This is a genomic window from Lolliginicoccus suaedae (genome assembly GCF_008312885.1).
Taxonomy (GTDB): Bacteria; Actinomycetota; Actinomycetes; order Mycobacteriales; family Mycobacteriaceae; genus Lolliginicoccus; species Lolliginicoccus suaedae.
Map to the genome: position 1 here is coordinate 172,165 of NZ_VSSO01000003.1, position 15,975 is coordinate 188,139.

Below are 15,975 nucleotides of genomic sequence, written 5' to 3' on the forward strand. Positions count from 1 at the left end.
GCGCACCTCCCGCTAGCTGGGCGTGCCGACCTTGTCCAGCAGTTCCTGCCACGCCTTCCCCAGTGCCTCGGCATTGTCGGCCACCACGCGCGCAGGATCAGCAAGCCGATCATCGTCGCCGTACTCGCCACGCAGCACGATGTTGACCGGAGTCTCGACGAGGCTCACCCCGACCCGGCCGAGCACCTGCTTGAGCTGCTCGTAGGAGCGCTTGCCACCGCCCCCGCCGTAGCTGATCAGCAGGCCCGGCTTGTCCTTCCACTCCGCGTACAGGTAGTCGATGGCGTTCTTCACCGATGCCGGATAGCCCCAGTTGTACTCGGGAGTGAGCACAACGATAGCGGCGGCCTCGCCCACCATGCGCGCCCAGTTGCGCGTGTGCTCATGCTGGTAATCACCCGTGGCAGCCATGCGCGGCTCATCGAGGATGGGCAGCGCGATCTCACGCAGGTCCGCGACCCGCACCTCCGGACCATTCGTGCTCGGGATCTGGTCGAGGATCGCCCGCCCGAGTTGTCCGCCGACCCGCACGGGCCGGGCACTGCCAATGATGAAGAGAATCTCGCCTGCCATGCCCAAGACCCTAGCGCCCCATCGCTACCAGCGGCGAGCATGGCGGGCCGGTCCGCCCGCGACGAGTGTGGTGGCTCCCCAGCGACGAGCGGGCCGGTCCGCCCGCGACTAGTGTGCGAAAAACGACAGGATCCGTGCGGTGAGCTGTCGTTTTTCGCACAGTCGCGGCAGGTCAGGGCCTAGCCGAGCGGCAGCTCAGGGCCTAGCCGAGCGGCAGCTCAGGGCCTAGCCGAGCGCCTGCTCGAGATCGGCGAGGAGATCGCTGGCATCCTCGATGCCGACGGACAGGCGCACGAGATCCTCGGGAACCTCGAGCACGGAGCCGGCAGTGGAGGCATGCGTCATCGCGCCGGGGTGCTCGATGAGGCTTTCGACACCGCCAAGCGACTCCGCGAGGGTGAACACCTTGGTGCGCGAGCACAGATCGAGCGCTGCCTGGCGGCCACCCTTGAGCCGGACGGAGATCATGCCACCGAAGCGCCGCATCTGCTTCGCCGCGACCTCGTGTCCAGGATGCTCGGGCAGGCCCGGGTAGAGCACGCTGCTGACTGCGCTGTGCCCGGCGAGGAAGTCGACGACCTTCTCGGCATTGTCGCTGTGCCGGTCCATGCGCACCGCGAGGGTCTTGATGCCGCGCATCGTCAGGAACACATCGAACGGCCCGGGCACTCCGCCCGCTCCGTTCTGGAGGAACGCGACATCGGCATCGAATGCCTCATCACGGGTGACGATCGCACCGCCGACCACGTCGGAATGCCCGCCCAGGTACTTGGTGGTCGAGTGCAGCACCACATCGGCGCCGAGGGTGAGCGGCTGCTGCAAGTACGGGGAAGCGAAAGTGTTGTCGACCACCAGCTTCGCCCCGGCGGCATGAGCGATCTCGGCGATAGCGGCGATGTCACCGACGTTGAGCAGCGGGTTCGTCGGGGTCTCGATCCACACCAGCTTGGTCTCGGGACGGATCGCCGCGCGAATCGCATCGAGATCGGTGATCGGCGCCGGGGTATAGGAGATCCCCCACTGGGTGAAGACCTTGTCGATCAGCCGGAAGGTGCCACCGTAGGCGTCGTTCGGGATCACCAGGTGATCGCCGGGCCGCAGCGCCGCCCGCAGCACCGCATCAGTAGCCGCCATGCCGGACGAGAACGCGCGACCATGCGTGCCGTCCTCGATCGCCGCCATGTTGGCCTCGAGCGCCTGCCGCGTCGGGTTGCCCGTGCGCGCGTACTCGAACCCGCCGCGCATGCCACCCACACCGTCCTGGGCGAACGTCGAGCTTGCATAGATTGGAACGTTCACCACACCGGTCTGAGGGTCAGGGTCGAAGCCCGCGTGGATGGCCGTCGTCGAGAACCCGTGCTGCTCACTCATGCGTGACAGCCTAATGCGGGAGCACGACAAATATCGAGCACGCCTTCCCCGCGGGCGGGGTAACCTCGGCGGGGAGACGCCAACGCTGCCGAGGTGACCCCATGCAAATGCGCAACATTGCGATCTATGTGGGCACCGTGGTTCTCGCCGCGATCGGTGTGCTGGTCGCGGCGGCGGCGACGATCCCCGACGGATGCGCCATCACCGACGCGTGCGCGAGCACGCAGCACGCCATCATCCTGTTCGCACCCGTCGGGATCCTCCTGCTCGGCGTGGCGGGTGCCGCGGCCTTCACGATCTGGTGCTGGCGCGACGGCATCGAGTGGCGCCGCTGGTTCGGTGCCGTGTGGTTCCTGCTGGTCATGCTCCTGCTCGTCATGTCGATGGCGGGCGGCGTCCTCACCGGCTAGTCCGGCCCTAGCGTCCCCGGGCAGCCCCTGGCAAGCCGTGGATGAACCGCAGGATGGTGGCGTTGACCGCTGCTGGATCCTCGAGGTGCAGGAAATGCCCGAGCCCGGCGAGCACGCGCGCCTCGATGCCGGGCGGCGCATGACCAGAGGGTCCGGTGCCGAGATCGGCCCGCACGCAGGCATCGCGCTCTCCGTGCAGGTAGAGGACGGGCAGCCGGTGCTCGCGGAGGATGTCGTGCCGCTCGGCCGCGCGGCGTGCGCCCCAGCGCAGGCGGCCAAGCAGGGCCCGGTAGTAGCCAAGTGCAGCGCGGAGGTGAGCGGCGTCGGGCAAGGCTGCGCGGGCGGCGGCGAGATCCTCGGCGTGGTCGTATCCCGGTGCCCAGCGCGCCCAGATACTCGTGATGAACCTGCTCCAGAGCCAGGGCACGCGTTCGAGCGGGGCCTGCGCGGCGAGCATGTACCAGCTGCGCGGGGCTTGGCGCAGCCACACGGTGGCGTGGCGGGCGAAGCTACGGGGCGGCCAGGCGCGCGCGAGCAGCATCGGCAGCGGTGGCACCGCGAGGAGGATCGCGGCGTGGAACCGCTCGGGCGCCAGGCTTGCTGCAGCGGAGGCGATCATGGACCCCCAGTCATGGCCGATCAACAGGATCTTGCCTTGCTCGGGGGAACCTCCAGCGACGAGTGCGTCCTGGATGCCGAGGATATCGTCGACGAGGACGGCAAGATCATAGTCGCCGTCGGGCGCGGGACCGGTGGGGGCGTATCCGCGATTGGCAGGAGCGATGGCGCGCCACCCCCGATCCGCGAGGACGGGACCGAGATAGCGCCAGGTGTGCGGGGAATCCGGGAACCCGTGCAGCAGCAGGGCGATCGGTCCGTCGAGGGGCCCCCATGCCTGCGCGGAGACGGTTCTGCCGGGCAGCGGGATCGTCAGGTTCTCGGCCACGCGCCCAGCATGCCAGGTCGACTGCCTCCTGCGTTGGCAACACAAGGGCCGCTCCCCCCTATCTATCCATAGCTTCTCTATCTATACTTGGGGCGAGGGGCAACCGCGCCGCGACAGGAGGACCGCTATGGCAGGGACCGCACGAGCAACCACCGCCATGGCCACCACGGCACCACCGACAACGGGCGCGAGCACTGTGCCGGGCCCCGCCGAAACGGTCGCCGCGCTCCTCCACCAGCATGCCGATCGGCCCGCTCTCGGCAACCGCGAGCGCACGGTCCACACCGACCCCGCCACCGGCGAGCAGCACGTCACCCTGCAGCCCCGGTTCACCACCATCACCTACCGCGAGCTCGCCGAACGCATCACCAGCCTCGCCGCCCACTGGACAGCCACTCCGTCGCTCCGGCCGGGCGACATGGTCGCCGTCATCGGGTTCGCCAGCGTCGACTACACCGTCATCGACCTCTCCATCACCCACCTGGGCGCCGTGGGCGTGCCCCTCCAGGCGGATGCGCCGGTGCCGCAGCTGGCCGCGATCCTGGCGGAAACCGAGCCTCGGATCCTCGCCACCAGCATTGACAACCTCGGCAAGGCCGCCGAGGTCGCGGGCGCCACGCCCTCGATCGAGCAGGTGATCGTCTTCGACGTCCTGCCCGGGCTCGCCCGCCATCAGCACGCGATAGCGCGGCTCCGCGCTGCCACGACGATCCCCGTCCTCGCCCTCACCGACGCGATCTCCGCCGGCGCCCGACTGCCGAAGCCCGCCCCATACCGGCCCGAGCCGGGCGAGGAGCCGCTCGCCCTGCTGATCTACACCTCCGGCAGCACGGGAACCCCCAAGGGCGCGATGTACACCACCCGCATGCTCGCGCACCTCTGGGCCGACCCGGACGCCGGAGAGGTCGATGAGGAGACCGATCCCGCTCCCCCGGCCTTCCTGCACTACATGCCGATGAGCCACGTGTACGGGCGCATGTGGCTGGTGCAAGGGCTCGCGCTCGGCGGCACCGGATACTTCGCCGCGGCCCCGGACATGTCCACCCTGTTCGAGGACCTCGCGCTCGTCCGTCCCACAGCGGTCAATCTGGTTCCCCGCGTTGCGGAGCTGCTGCACCAGCGCTACCGGGCCGCCGCGCGCCGAAAAGGGATCACCAGCACCGATCCATTCGACGTGGACGACGCTCTCGCCACGGCGACCAGGCACGACATGCTTGGCGACCGGTTGCGGCATGCCGTCGTGGGCAGCGCGCCGCTCACCCCGGAGCTGCGCCGCTTCCTCAAGGGCTTCCTCGCGGTTCCGCTGCGCGACGGCTACGGCTCCACGGAGACGAGCGGCGGGGTGGTCACCAATACGGTGGTGATGCGTCCCCCCGTGCTCGACTACAAGCTTGTCGACGCGCCGGAGCTCGGCTATCTCACGACGGACGAGCCGCATCCGCGGGGCGAGCTGCTGATCAAGGCCACCACCGTGTTCCCCGGCTACTACCGCCGCCCGGACGCGACCGCGCAGGTCTTCGATGAGGACGGCTTCTACCGCACCGGCGACATCGTCGCCGAGATCGCTCCCGACCGGCTCGTGTATGTCGACCGTCGCAACAATGTGCTCAAGCTGGCGCAGGGCGAGTTCGTGGCGATCGCCCGCCTCGAGGCGCTGTATGCCACGAGCCCGCTGATCGACCAGGTGTTCCTCTACGGCAACAGCGCGCGTTCCTACCTGCTTGCCGTGGTCGAGCTCAGCGAGCAGGCCCGCGCGCTACCAGGCCCGATCACCGAGACCCTGCGCGTGGCTTTCCAGGAAGTCGCGGAGCGGCACGAGCTCGCCGCCTACGAGGTGCCCCGAGAGAGCATCCTCGCGGACGAGCCCTTCACCACCACCAATGGCTTGCTCACCGGCATCGGCAAGCTGGCACGACCGCGGTTGTCCGAGCACTACGGGCCCCGGCTCGAGGACTTGTACGCGCAGCTCGACGCCACCGAGATCGATCAGGTGGAGCGGCTGCGGGAGCAGCGGGATCACCGCCCCGTCCTCGACATCCTCCAGGAGCTAGTGCAAGCACGGATCGGCGCCGCCGAGGCGGATGTGCCATTCTCGGATCTGGGTGGCGACTCCCTCGCGGCGATGTCCGTGGCCACCGGCATCGAGGAGATCTACGACCTCACCGTTGCCGTGCACGAGATCATCAGCCCCACCGCGACTCTCGCCAGCCTGGCCGCGCGCATCGAGCAGCAGCGCGCGACGGGCCCGGGCGCTTCGCTGTTCAACGCCATCCACGGGCAGAGCCCCGGCGTTGCTCATGCCACCGACATTCGCTTGGAGGAACTGCTCGACGCCGCGACGCTACGCCCTGCTACCGATCTGCCACTGGCCGCCGACGAGCCACGGACCGTGCTGCTCACCGGCGCGACCGGATACCTGGGCAGGTTCGTGTGCCTCGACTACCTCAAGCAGCTCGCTACCACCGGCGGGACGCTCATCTGCCTGGTGCGTGGCCGTGACGACGCGGATGCCCGCGCCCGGCTCGACTCCGTCTTCGACAGCGGTGATCCTGAGTTGCTCGCCCACTACCGGGAGCTTGCCGCCGAGAGTCTCGAGGTCATTGCTGGCGATGCCGCCGCCCCACGCTTCGGGCTGGACCGGCCAGAGTGGCTCGACCTCGCGCGACGCACCGAGCTGATCGTCCACGTCGCCGCGCTCGTCAATCACGTGCTGCCCTACTCCGAGCTGTTCGAGCCGAACGTGGTCGGCACCGCCCGCGTGATCGAGCTAGCCTCGACCACCACCCGCAAGCCAGTGCACTTCCTCTCCACCGTCGCCGTCACGCATCTCGACGAGGGCACCCGCCTGGGCGAGGAGCCGGACATCCGCTATGCCAGCCCCTCCCGCGTCCTCAGCGACAGCTACGCCAATGGGTACGCCACCAGCAAATGGGCCTGCGAGGTGCTGCTGCGAGAGGCCCACGACCAGCTCGGCCTGCCGGTGACCGTGTTCCGCTCCGGCATGATCCTCGCTCACACCCGGTACTCGGGGCAGCTCAACGTGCCGGACAACTTCACCCGACTGCTGCTCAGCGTCCTCGCCACCGGCCTCGCCCCTGGATCGTTCTACCGGCGCGGCCCAGCGGCCCGGCGCGCGCACTACGACGGCATCCCCGTCGACTTCACCGCCGCTGCCGTCCGCGAGCTTGGCCAGGCCCCCGGTAGCAGCTACCGGACTTTCAACGTGCTCAGCACCCACGACGACGGCATCGGCCTCGACACCTTCATCGACTGGCTCATCGCGGACGGGCACGCCATCACCCGCCTCGACGACCATGAGGAATGGGCCGCACGCATCACTGCCGCGATGGAGGCCCTCCCCGAGCAGCAGCGCCAGCACACCGTGCTGCCGTTGATGCACGCCTACCAGCGGCCCGCCGCGCCCCGCACCGAGGATGCTGCGCTCACCACGGCATTCCGCGAGGCCGTTGCCCTGCATCGCGTGGTCGGCAAGCCGGAGATCCCGCATCTCGACCACGCGTTGATCACCAAGTACGCGCGTGACCTCGAGGCGCTCGGGCTTCTCGGAGTGCCCGCGCGCTAGTGGCTCTCGCGGTGCCCCGCCCCTAGTGGAAACTTCTCCCGGTCTGAGCGGGAAAAGTTTCCACTGGAGGGCGGGGGTGACGGCCGCCGCCAGAGCACTGGGGCCGGGCGCGATCGCACCGCAGCACCAGCGCAGCAGCCACCCAACCGGCATTCCTGCCACGCAAACAGCACTCCAGCCACCGAAATATCGGTGGCTGAAGTGCCTCAAGGGTGTGTGGAGCTCAGCTTGGGTGGCAGGACGGGGCGCAATGCCCGCGACCAAGCCAGCAACCACAACCAGCGACCGCGCTCGAGACCGTGGCCCGCGCTAGAAAGCCACGGCGACAGAACCCCCGACCGATCAGTAGGTCGGCAGGGCGCGCGAGATCAGCCAGCCCTGGGGGTCCATGGAGCGGCCGAGCGGGTCGCGGACCTCGAAGTGCAGGTGGGGGCCGGTGGAGTCGCCGCGGTTGCCGACGGTGGCGATCTGCTGGCCGGAGAAGACGGGCTGGCCCGGCGCGACGAAGTAGCGGTCGATATGGCCGTAGACGGTGCTGGTGCCGTCGATGTGGCGGATGCGGACCCATTGGCCGAATCCGGTGGCGGGGCCCACGTCGGTGACGACGCCGGGGCCGGCGGCGAAGACGGGGGTGCCGATGGGCGCGGCGATGTCGACGCCCTCGTGGAAGCGTCCCCAGCGGGGTCCGTATCCGGAGGTGAGCACGCCTGCTGCGGGGTGGGCGGCCCAGGGCAGCGAGATGGGCTGCCAGCCTCCTGCGGAACCAGTGTCGAAGGGCAGGGATTGCGCGGCGGCGCCGCCTGCTGCGGCGATGGGGGCGAGGGAGCCGATGAGGATGGCGCCGACGGCGATGAGGGCTCGGCTGGGACGTGAGTGGCGGCGGGAGCGCAAGGGTGGACCTCCGGGTGGTGGGCGCCGATCGCTGGTGTGGTGCGCGATCGGGCCCGGAATGGGAAACGAACCGTTATCGGAGCGTTACCTTAGCGGAGGTTTGCCCCCCATTGTGGCGGCACGCCGTGAGCGGCAAGGCATTAGGCTCGTTCCTGTGACCCCCACCACTCCCGCCTCCTCGTCCCCCGGTCCGCGCGTGCTGCTCTACAGCGATGATCGCGCGATCCGGGACCGAGCCCGCGCCGCGCTGGGACCGCGACTGCTGCCGGAAGCGGCAGCTACCGAGTACGTGGAGGTGGCCACGGCAGGGGCCGCGGTGGCCGAGGTGGAGCGCGGAGCCATCGATCTGGTGATCGCCGATGGCGAGACCGCCCCCCTGGGCGGCATGGGGCTGGCCCGGCAACTGCGCGATGAGATCGAGGCATGCCCGCCGATCATCGTGCTGCTCGGCCGCCGCGATGACCGGTGGCTGGCGCGCTGGTCCGGTGCCGATGGCGCGGTGCCGCTGCCGGTGGAGCCGTTCGAGCTATCACGACTGGCGGCCGATCTGCTGGAGAAGAAGCGCGCCGGTACCGAGGCCAGCTAGAGCCGCTTTCCCCGAAACGTGCCCCTGCGACCAAGCCCCGCCCCTGGTATCGGCGCGCCAATCCTGCTGTGGCCGAACGAGGTCGGTGACACAGTGTGGTGAACGCGCGACGCAAAAGCATGCAGGGTCACCGCTTCGACGGCTACGCTGAGAGCTAGATCACATTCCACGGCGGCGCCAGGCAGGCACCGCCGTGGGCCAGGCTCGCGGCGAGGGGAGTTCAGGCATATGGGCACGCTGTTCCCGATCCTCGTCCTGGGCGCGGTGGCGGTCGCCTTCGCGGTGGTCTCTGCGGCCATGGGCTCGCTGCTCGGCCCGAGCCGCCGCAACCAGGCGAAGCTCGAGGCCTACGAGTGCGGCATCGAGCCGGTGCCGCCACCAGCAACGCCTGGGCGTGGCCGGTTCTCGGTGAAGTACTACCTGACGGCGATGCTGTTCATCATCTTCGGCGTGGAGATCGTGTTCCTGTACCCGTGGGCGGTCCACTTCGATGCGCTGGGCCTGTTCGGGCTCGCCGCGATGGGTTTGTTCCTGTTCAACGTGTCGGTCGCCTATGTGTACGAGTGGCGGCGCGGCGGGCTCAGCTGGGACTAGGGGCAAGCAGGAGGAGGTACGGCGCATGGGCTTGGAGGAGAAGGTTCCGGGCGGGTTCCTGCTGACCACGGTCGAGCGGGCCGCTGGCTATGCCCGCAAGGGCTCGTTGTGGCCGGCGACGTTCGGCCTGGCGTGCTGCGCGATCGAGATGATGTCCACCTCGGGCGGCAAGTTCGATATCGCCCGGTTCGGGATGGAGGCGTTCCGCGCATCCCCGCGGCAGGCCGACCTGATGATCGTGGCCGGGCGGGTGAGCCAGAAGATGGCCCCGGTCCTGCGGCAGGTGTATGACCAGATGGTCGAGCCGAAGTGGGTGCTCGCCATGGGTGTGTGCGCCTCATCGGGCGGGATGTTCAACAACTACGCAATCGTGCAGGGCGTGGACCACATCGTGCCCGTCGACATCTACTTGCCCGGCTGCCCGCCCCGTCCCGAGATGCTGCTGCACGCGATCATCGCGCTGCACGACAAGATCGGCGCGATGCCCCTGGGCGCGAACCGTGCCGAGGCCGTCCGGGCGGCGGAGAAGGCGGCGCTGGACCAGCGCCCGCTGATCGAGCTGAAGGGGATGCTGCGATGAGCGGCGGCGAGCGGATCCGTTCCCTGCGTGGCATGTTCGGCGCGCGCGGCACCGGCGATACATCGGGCTATGGGCGGCTCGAGCGGACGGTGGAGCTTCCCGGTGGCGCGCAGCGCCCGTACGGCGGCTGGTTCGACGAGACCGTCGATGCCCTCGAGTCGGCCCTGTCGGAGCAGGGCGTGGCGCTGACCGATGCGGTCGAGCGGGTCGATACTGCTCATGGCGAGCTGTCGCTGGAGGTGCGCCGGGAGCATCTGGTGGAGGTGGTGCGGGCACTGCGCGATGATCCGGCGCTGCGCTTCGAGCTGAGCCTCGGGGTGAGCGGGGTGCACTATCCGGAGGATGCGGGCCGCGAGCTGCATGCGGTGTACCCGTTGCTATCGATCACGCACAATCGCCGTTTGCGGGTGGAGGTGGCGGCGCCGGACGCGGACCCGCGCATCCCGTCGGTGACCGCGGTGTATCCGACGTGCGACTGGCACGAGCGCGAGACGTATGACTTCTTCGGCATCGTGTTCGAGGGCCATCCGGACCTCGTGCGCATCCAGATGCCCGACGATTGGGAGGGCCACCCGCAGCGCAAGGACTATCCGCTCGGTGGCGTGCCGGTCGAGTACAAGGGCGCGACGATCCCGCCGCCGGACGAGCGGAGGGCCTACTCATGACGGGCAGCTTCGAGACGGGCGGCTTCGAGACCGGCGGCGAATCGGTGCATGTGGCCGCCGGGCAGGACTGGGATGACATCGTCGAGGCTGTCAGCGATGCCGGGGGCGAGCGGATCGTCGTCAACATGGGCCCGCAGCACCCGTCGACGCATGGCGTGCTGCGACTGATCCTCGAGATCGAGGGCGAGACCGTCACCGATGCGCGCTGCGGCATCGGCTACCTGCACACCGGCATCGAGAAGAACCTGGAGCACCGCACCTGGACGCAGGGCGTCACCTTCGTCACCCGCATGGACTACCTGTCCCCGTTCTTCAACGAGACGGCGTACTGCCTGGGCGTGGAGCGGCTGCTCGGCATCGAGGACGACATTCCGGAGCGAGCCAGCGTGATCCGGGTGATGCTGATGGAGCTCAACCGCATCTCCTCGCACCTCGTGGCGCTCGGCACCGGCGGTCTGGAGCTCGGCGCGATGTCACCGATGCTCTACAGCTTCCGCGAGCGCGAGCTCATCCTCGAGGTGTTCGAGCACATCACCGGCCTGCGGATGAACCACTCCTACATCCGTCCCGGCGGCCTGGTCGCGGACCTGCCGGAGGACGCGGTGGACAAGGTGCGGGAACTGCTGCGCATCCTGCCCGGGCGGCTGCACGACCTCGAGCTGCTGCTCAACGACAATCCGATCTGGCGGTCCCGCACCGTCGGCATCGGCTACCTCGACCTGGCCGGCTGCATGGCGCTCGGCATGACCGGGCCGATCCTGCGCGCCACCGGATTGCCGCATGACCTGCGCAAGTCACAGCCCTACTGCGGCTACGAGGACTACGAGTTCGACGTGATGGTCGAGAACGGCTGCGACTGCTACGGCCGGTACCTCATCCGCGTCAACGAGATGCACGAGTCGCTGAAGATCGTCGAGCAGTGCCTGGACAAGCTGCGGCCCGGTCCGGTGATGGTGGCGGACAAGAAGATCGCCTGGCCAGCGCAGCTCTCCCTCGGCCGCGATGGTCTCGGCAACTCGCTCGAGCACATCCGCACCATCATGGGCGAGGACATGGAATCGCTGATCCACCACTTCAAGCTCGTCACCGAGGGCTTCCGCGTGCCGCCCGGGCAGACCTATATCGCGGTCGAGTCACCGCGCGGGGAGCTCGGCGTGCACATGGTCTCCGACGGCGGCACCCGCCCCTACCGGGTGCATTATCGCGATCCGTCGTTCACCAACCTCCAGGCAGTCTCGGCGATGTGCGAGGGCGGCATGGTCGCGGACGTCATCGCCTCGGTCGCGAGCATCGACCCAGTGATGGGAGGCGTGGACCGATGAGCACCGATCCGATCCTCCTGCCGCTCGGCCAGCGTCCCGCCATCGACCTGCCCGGGCGCGCCACCTATCCGGCCGAGACCATCGAGCGCCTCGAGCGCGACGCCGCGATCCTCATCTCCCGCTATCCGCAGGCCCGTTCCGCGCTGATCCCGCTGCTGCACCTCGTGCAGTCCGAGGACGGCCACCTCACCCCCGCCGGCATCGGGTTCTGCGCCCGCATGATCGGCCTCACCGAGGCGGAGGTCACAGCCGTAGCGACGTTCTACAGCATGTTCCGCCGCGCGCCCACCGGCGAGTACCTCGTCGGGGTGTGCACCAACACGCTGTGCGCGGTGATGGGGGGCGACGCGATCCACGAGGCCTTGCGCGAGCACCTCGGCATCGATGACGGCGGGACCACCCCGGACGGGAAGGTCACCCTCGAGCATGTGGAATGCAACGCGGCCTGCGACTACGCGCCCGTGGTGATGGTCAACTGGGAGTTCCTCGACAACCAGACCCCCGAGTCGGCGCGCGAGCTGGTCGACGCGCTGCGCTCGGGCGAGCCCGTGACTCCCGCGCGGGGGGCGACGGTGTGCACGTTCAAGCAGGCCGCCCGGATCCTCGCGGGCTTCGACGACGAGCAGCCGGGCACGGTCGAGGCACCCCGGCCCGGCGCCCCCACTCTCGCGGGATTGCGTGCCGCGCGGCGCGACGGAGGAGACGAGCGATGAGCAACCCCACTCCATTGGTGCCGGTGCTGAGCGAGCACTGGGACGAGCCACGCTCCTGGACGCTGGATGCCTACCGGCGCCACGGCGGCTACGAGGGCCTCGCGGCCGCGCTGGCCATGGACCCGGACGAGGTGATCGCCACCGTCAAGGCGGCGGGCCTGCGCGGGCGCGGCGGAGCGGGCTTCCCCACCGGCATGAAGTGGTCGTTCATCCCGCAGGCTCCCCAGAAGGATGATGCTGGTACCACGCCCGCAGACAAGCCGCACTACCTGGTCATCAACGCGGATGAGTCCGAGCCGGGGACGTGCAAGGACATGCCACTGATGCTGCACGATCCGCACGTGCTCATCGAGGGCGCCATCATCGCCTCCTACGCCATCCGCGCCCGCCACGCGTTCATCTACGTGCGCGGCGAGGTGCTGTCGGTGATCCGGCGGCTGCGCGCCGCCGTCGCCGAGGCATATGCCGCCGACCTGCTGGGGCCGGGCGCTGCCTACCCGATGGAACTGGTGGTGCACGCCGGGGCTGGCGCATACATCTGCGGCGAGGAGACCGCCCTGCTCGATTCCCTGGAGGGCCGCCGCGGGCAGCCACGCCTGCGGCCACCATTCCCGGCGGTCGCGGGGCTGTATGCCGCGCCGACGGTGGTCAACAATGCCGAGTCCATCGCGAGCGTGCCTTCCATCCTGCGCCGCGGCGTGGAGTGGTTCCGCTCGATGGGCAGCGAGAAGTCCCCCGGGTTCACCCTGTACTCGCTGTCCGGGCATGTCACCCGCCCCGGTCAGTACGAAGCACCGCTCGGCATCACCCTGCGCGAGCTGCTCGACCACGCTGGTGGCATCCGCGCTGGGCACCGGCTCAAGTTCTGGACCCCGGGCGGCTCGTCGACCCCGCTGTTCACCGAGGAGCATCTCGATGTGCCGCTCGACTACGAGGGCGTCGCCGCGGCGGGCTCCATGCTCGGGACCAAGGCACTGCAGATCTTCGACGACACCACCTGCGTGGTGCGGGCGGTGCTGCGCTGGACCGAGTTCTACAAGCACGAGTCATGCGGCAAGTGCACGCCCTGCCGCGAGGGCACTTACTGGCTGGTGCAAGTGCTGCGCGGGCTCGAGGATGGCACCGGCAGCCCAGCGGACGTTGACCTGCTGCTCGACATCACCAGCACCATCGCGGGCAAGTCGTTCTGCGCGCTCGGCGATGGCGCCACCAGCCCGATCATCTCGTCGGTCCGGTTGTTCCGCGACGAGTACCTCGAGCACCTCCGCCACCGCGGATGCCCCTTCGATCACCACCGGTCCACGCTCTTCGCGGAGGCGGTAGCACCATGACCCAAGCCAGGATGAACGAGGAGACCACCGCCCGCGACCCGGGGCTCGTGCACGTCACCATCGATGGCACGGGCGTCGATGTGCCCCCTGGGACGCTGATCATCCGGGCCGCGGAGCAGATGGGCGTCGCGATCCCCCGGTTCTGCGACCATCCGCTGCTCGACCCGGCGGGCGCGTGCCGGCAGTGCATCGTGGAGGTGGAGGGCCAGCGCAAGCCCGTCGCGTCCTGCACCATGCCGGTCACCGAGGGCATGGTCGTGCACACACAGCACTCGTCGGTCGAGGCGGCCTCCGCGCAGCGCGGCGTGATGGAGCTGCTGCTGATCAATCATCCGCTCGACTGCCCGGTGTGCGACAAGGGCGGGGAGTGCCCGCTGCAGAACCAGGCGCTGTCCGCGGGCCGCTCCGAGACCCGCTTCACCGGCACCAAGCGCACCTTCCCCAAGCCGATCCCCCTCTCCGAGCAGGTGCTGCTCGACCGCGAGCGGTGCGTGCTGTGCGCCCGCTGCACCCGTTTCTCGCAGCAGATCGCCGGGGATCCACTGATCGACATGGTGGAGCGCGGCGCCCAGCAGCAGGTCGGCATCAGCGGCGGCGAGCCCTTTGACTCCTACTTCTCCGGCAACACGATCCAGATCTGCCCCGTCGGGGCGCTGACGAGCGCCACCTACCGGTTCCGGGCCCGCCCCTACGACCTGGTGTCGACCCCCAGCGTGTGCGAGCACTGCGCGAGCGGCTGCGCCCAGCGCACCGATCATCGCCGCGGCACCGTGATGCGCCGCCTCGCCGGGGACGATCCCGACGTCAACGAGGAATGGAACTGCGACAAGGGCCGGTTCGCGTTCACCTACGCCACCGAGGCCGACCGGATCACCAGTCCCCTGGTGCGCGGCAGCGACGGCGAGCTGCACGAGGTCTCCTGGCCCGAGGCGCTCGCCGTGGCCGCGCGGGGGCTCGCTGCCGGACCGGCCGGGGTGCTCGTGGGCGGGCGCGCCACCATCGAGGATGCCTACGCCTACAGCAAGCTCGCCCGGCTCGTGCTCGGCACCAACGACATCGACATGCGCGCCCGGCCGCACTCGCCGGAGGAGGCCGGGTTCCTCGCGCAGCGCATCGCGGGCATCGGCACTGCCAGCTACGCGGATCTGGATGCCGCACCGGTGGTGCTGCTCGTGGCTCACGAGCCCGAGGAGGAATCGCCTATCGTCTTCCTGCGGCTGCGCCGCAACACGCGCGGCCGTGGCCTGCCGGTCTTCTCGATCGCCCCATTCGCCTCGCCGGGACTGCGGAAGCTCTCGGGCACCCTGCTGCCCACCATTCCTGGCGACGAGGCCTCCGTGCTCGATGAGCTCGCCCGCGGAGGCGCCGCCGGGGCACAGCTGCGGCAGCCTGGCGCGGTCATCCTCGTCGGCGAGCGGGCGGCGACCATCCCGGGCGCGCTCACCGCCGCGGCACGGTTGGCCGACGAGACCGGCGCGATCCTCGCGTGGATCCCCCGGCGCGCTGGGGAACGGGGCGCGCTCGAGGCCGGTGCCCTGCCAGGACTGCTGCCCGCCGGCCACCCCGTGGGAGACGCCGGCGCCCGGCAGGCCGTCGCTGCCGCGTGGAAGGTCCCGGACCTGCCGCGCGAGGCGGGCCGCGACACCAGCGGCATCCTGGACGCGGCCGCGCGAGGCTCCCTGCACGGCCTGCTCGTCGGCGGTGTCGATCCTTACGACCTGCCTGATCCTGCCGCGGCGCTCAGCGCGCTGGACCGGACTGGGTTCCTCGCGAGCATCGAGATCCGCCACAGTGCTGTCACCGCCCGTGCCGACGTGGTGCTGCCCGTGGCGGTGGTGGCGGAGAAAGCGGGGACGTTCCTCACCTGGGAGGGACGCCCGCGCGTCTTCGGCGCCGCGCTGCGCGAAACCGGCATGCTGCCCGACCATCGGATCATCGACGCGCTCGCCGCGACGATGCGGCGCCCCCTCGGCCTGGCCACCACCGCTGCGGTGCGGACCGAGCTCGATGCGCTGGCACCCTGGCAGGGCGCGCGGCAGGAAGCTGCCGACCCGGTGCCCCGCCGCGCTGCTCACGCCCTGGCACCGGGCGATGCCATCCTCGCGAGCTGGCACCTGCTGCTCGACGACGGCCGCATGCAGGACGGCGAACCACACCTCGCCGGCACCGCCCACCCCGCAGTGGCGCGCCTCTCCCCCGCCACCGCCGGCCAGCTCGGGGCATCCGACGGCGACCAGGTACGGGTGAGCACCCCGCACGGGACGATCACCCTGCCGCTGCGGATCACCGACATGCCCGATGCGGTGGCGTGGGTGCCCACCTGCTCCCCCGGCAGCCACATCCATGCCGAGCTGCACGCCCTTCCCGGTGACCGGGTCCGCTTGGCCCGCGCGGAGGTGGAGCCGTGAGC

Annotated in this window: 14 protein-coding genes; 10 read left to right on the forward strand and 4 right to left on the reverse strand. The window is 69.8% G+C overall.

The features are described 5' to 3' along the window. Window positions 1-12: 12 nt before the first annotated feature. Window positions 13-573: an NADPH-dependent FMN reductase gene (locus tag FXO18_RS10000; RefSeq protein WP_149360974.1), complete on the reverse strand. Its 561-nt coding sequence runs from the start codon at window positions 571-573 to the stop codon at window positions 13-15. Window positions 574-798: 225 nt separating this feature from the next. Continuing rightward, window positions 799-1,944, reverse strand: a complete 1,146-nt coding sequence (locus FXO18_RS10005) for a cystathionine gamma-synthase (protein ID WP_149360975.1) — start codon at window positions 1,942-1,944, stop codon at window positions 799-801. 107 nt (window positions 1,945-2,051) lie between these two features. On the opposite strand from FXO18_RS10005, the gene FXO18_RS10010 reads away from it, so the two are divergent. Further along, window positions 2,052-2,354: a hypothetical protein gene (locus FXO18_RS10010; RefSeq protein ID WP_149360976.1), complete on the forward strand. Its 303-nt coding sequence runs from the start codon at window positions 2,052-2,054 to the stop codon at window positions 2,352-2,354. A gap of 7 nt (window positions 2,355-2,361) precedes the next feature. Here FXO18_RS10010 and FXO18_RS10015 read toward each other — a convergent pair whose 3' ends face one another. Further along, the gene (locus FXO18_RS10015) at window positions 2,362-3,300 is read right to left on the reverse strand and encodes an alpha/beta fold hydrolase (protein WP_187774298.1); all 939 of its coding nucleotides are present in this window, start codon (window positions 3,298-3,300) and stop codon (window positions 2,362-2,364) included. Window positions 3,301-3,427: 127 nt separating this feature from the next. On the opposite strand from FXO18_RS10015, the gene car reads away from it, so the two are divergent. Next, complete coding sequence (gene car / locus FXO18_RS10020; protein WP_149360978.1) at window positions 3,428-6,883, forward strand: carboxylic acid reductase; 3,456 nt, start codon at window positions 3,428-3,430, stop codon at window positions 6,881-6,883. Window positions 6,884-7,225: 342 nt separating this feature from the next. Here car and FXO18_RS16080 read toward each other — a convergent pair whose 3' ends face one another. Beyond that, the gene (locus tag FXO18_RS16080; RefSeq protein WP_407936460.1) at window positions 7,226-7,774 is read right to left on the reverse strand and encodes a M23 family metallopeptidase; all 549 of its coding nucleotides are present in this window, start codon (window positions 7,772-7,774) and stop codon (window positions 7,226-7,228) included. Between the two features lie 154 nt (window positions 7,775-7,928). Between FXO18_RS16080 and FXO18_RS10030 the strand changes: the two genes are divergently transcribed. The 8 genes from FXO18_RS10030 to FXO18_RS10065 all read left to right on the forward strand — a co-directional run bounded on the left by FXO18_RS10030 (window position 7,929) and on the right by FXO18_RS10065 (window position 15,973). After that, window positions 7,929-8,360, forward strand: a complete 432-nt coding sequence (locus FXO18_RS10030) for a response regulator transcription factor (RefSeq protein WP_149360980.1) — start codon at window positions 7,929-7,931, stop codon at window positions 8,358-8,360. Between the two features lie 228 nt (window positions 8,361-8,588). Then, complete coding sequence (locus FXO18_RS10035) at window positions 8,589-8,954, forward strand: NADH-quinone oxidoreductase subunit A (protein ID WP_149360981.1); 366 nt, start codon at window positions 8,589-8,591, stop codon at window positions 8,952-8,954. 25 nt (window positions 8,955-8,979) lie between these two features. After that, a complete protein-coding gene (locus FXO18_RS10040; RefSeq protein WP_149360982.1) occupies window positions 8,980-9,534 on the forward strand; it encodes a NuoB/complex I 20 kDa subunit family protein in 555 nt (184 codons plus the stop codon). Continuing rightward, on the forward strand, window positions 9,531-10,199 hold the full coding sequence (locus FXO18_RS10045; RefSeq protein ID WP_149360983.1) for an NADH-quinone oxidoreductase subunit C: 669 nt from the start codon (window positions 9,531-9,533) through the stop codon (window positions 10,197-10,199). Before FXO18_RS10040 ends, FXO18_RS10045 begins: the two co-directional genes overlap by 4 nt. After that, window positions 10,196-11,521, forward strand: a complete 1,326-nt coding sequence (gene nuoD / locus FXO18_RS10050) for an NADH dehydrogenase (quinone) subunit D (protein ID WP_149360984.1) — start codon at window positions 10,196-10,198, stop codon at window positions 11,519-11,521. The genes FXO18_RS10045 and nuoD overlap by 4 nt, the downstream gene beginning before the upstream one ends. Beyond that, window positions 11,518-12,234, forward strand: a complete 717-nt coding sequence (gene nuoE / locus FXO18_RS10055; RefSeq protein ID WP_149360985.1) for an NADH-quinone oxidoreductase subunit NuoE — start codon at window positions 11,518-11,520, stop codon at window positions 12,232-12,234. The genes nuoD and nuoE overlap by 4 nt, the downstream gene beginning before the upstream one ends. Further along, window positions 12,231-13,565, forward strand: coding sequence for an NADH-quinone oxidoreductase subunit NuoF (gene nuoF, locus FXO18_RS10060; RefSeq protein ID WP_149360986.1), 1,335 nt, complete (start codon window positions 12,231-12,233; stop codon window positions 13,563-13,565). The genes nuoE and nuoF overlap by 4 nt, the downstream gene beginning before the upstream one ends. Then, a complete protein-coding gene (locus FXO18_RS10065; RefSeq protein WP_149360987.1) occupies window positions 13,562-15,973 on the forward strand; it encodes an NADH-quinone oxidoreductase subunit G in 2,412 nt (803 codons plus the stop codon). Before nuoF ends, FXO18_RS10065 begins: the two co-directional genes overlap by 4 nt. The last annotated feature ends 2 nt before the right edge of the window (window positions 15,974-15,975 follow it).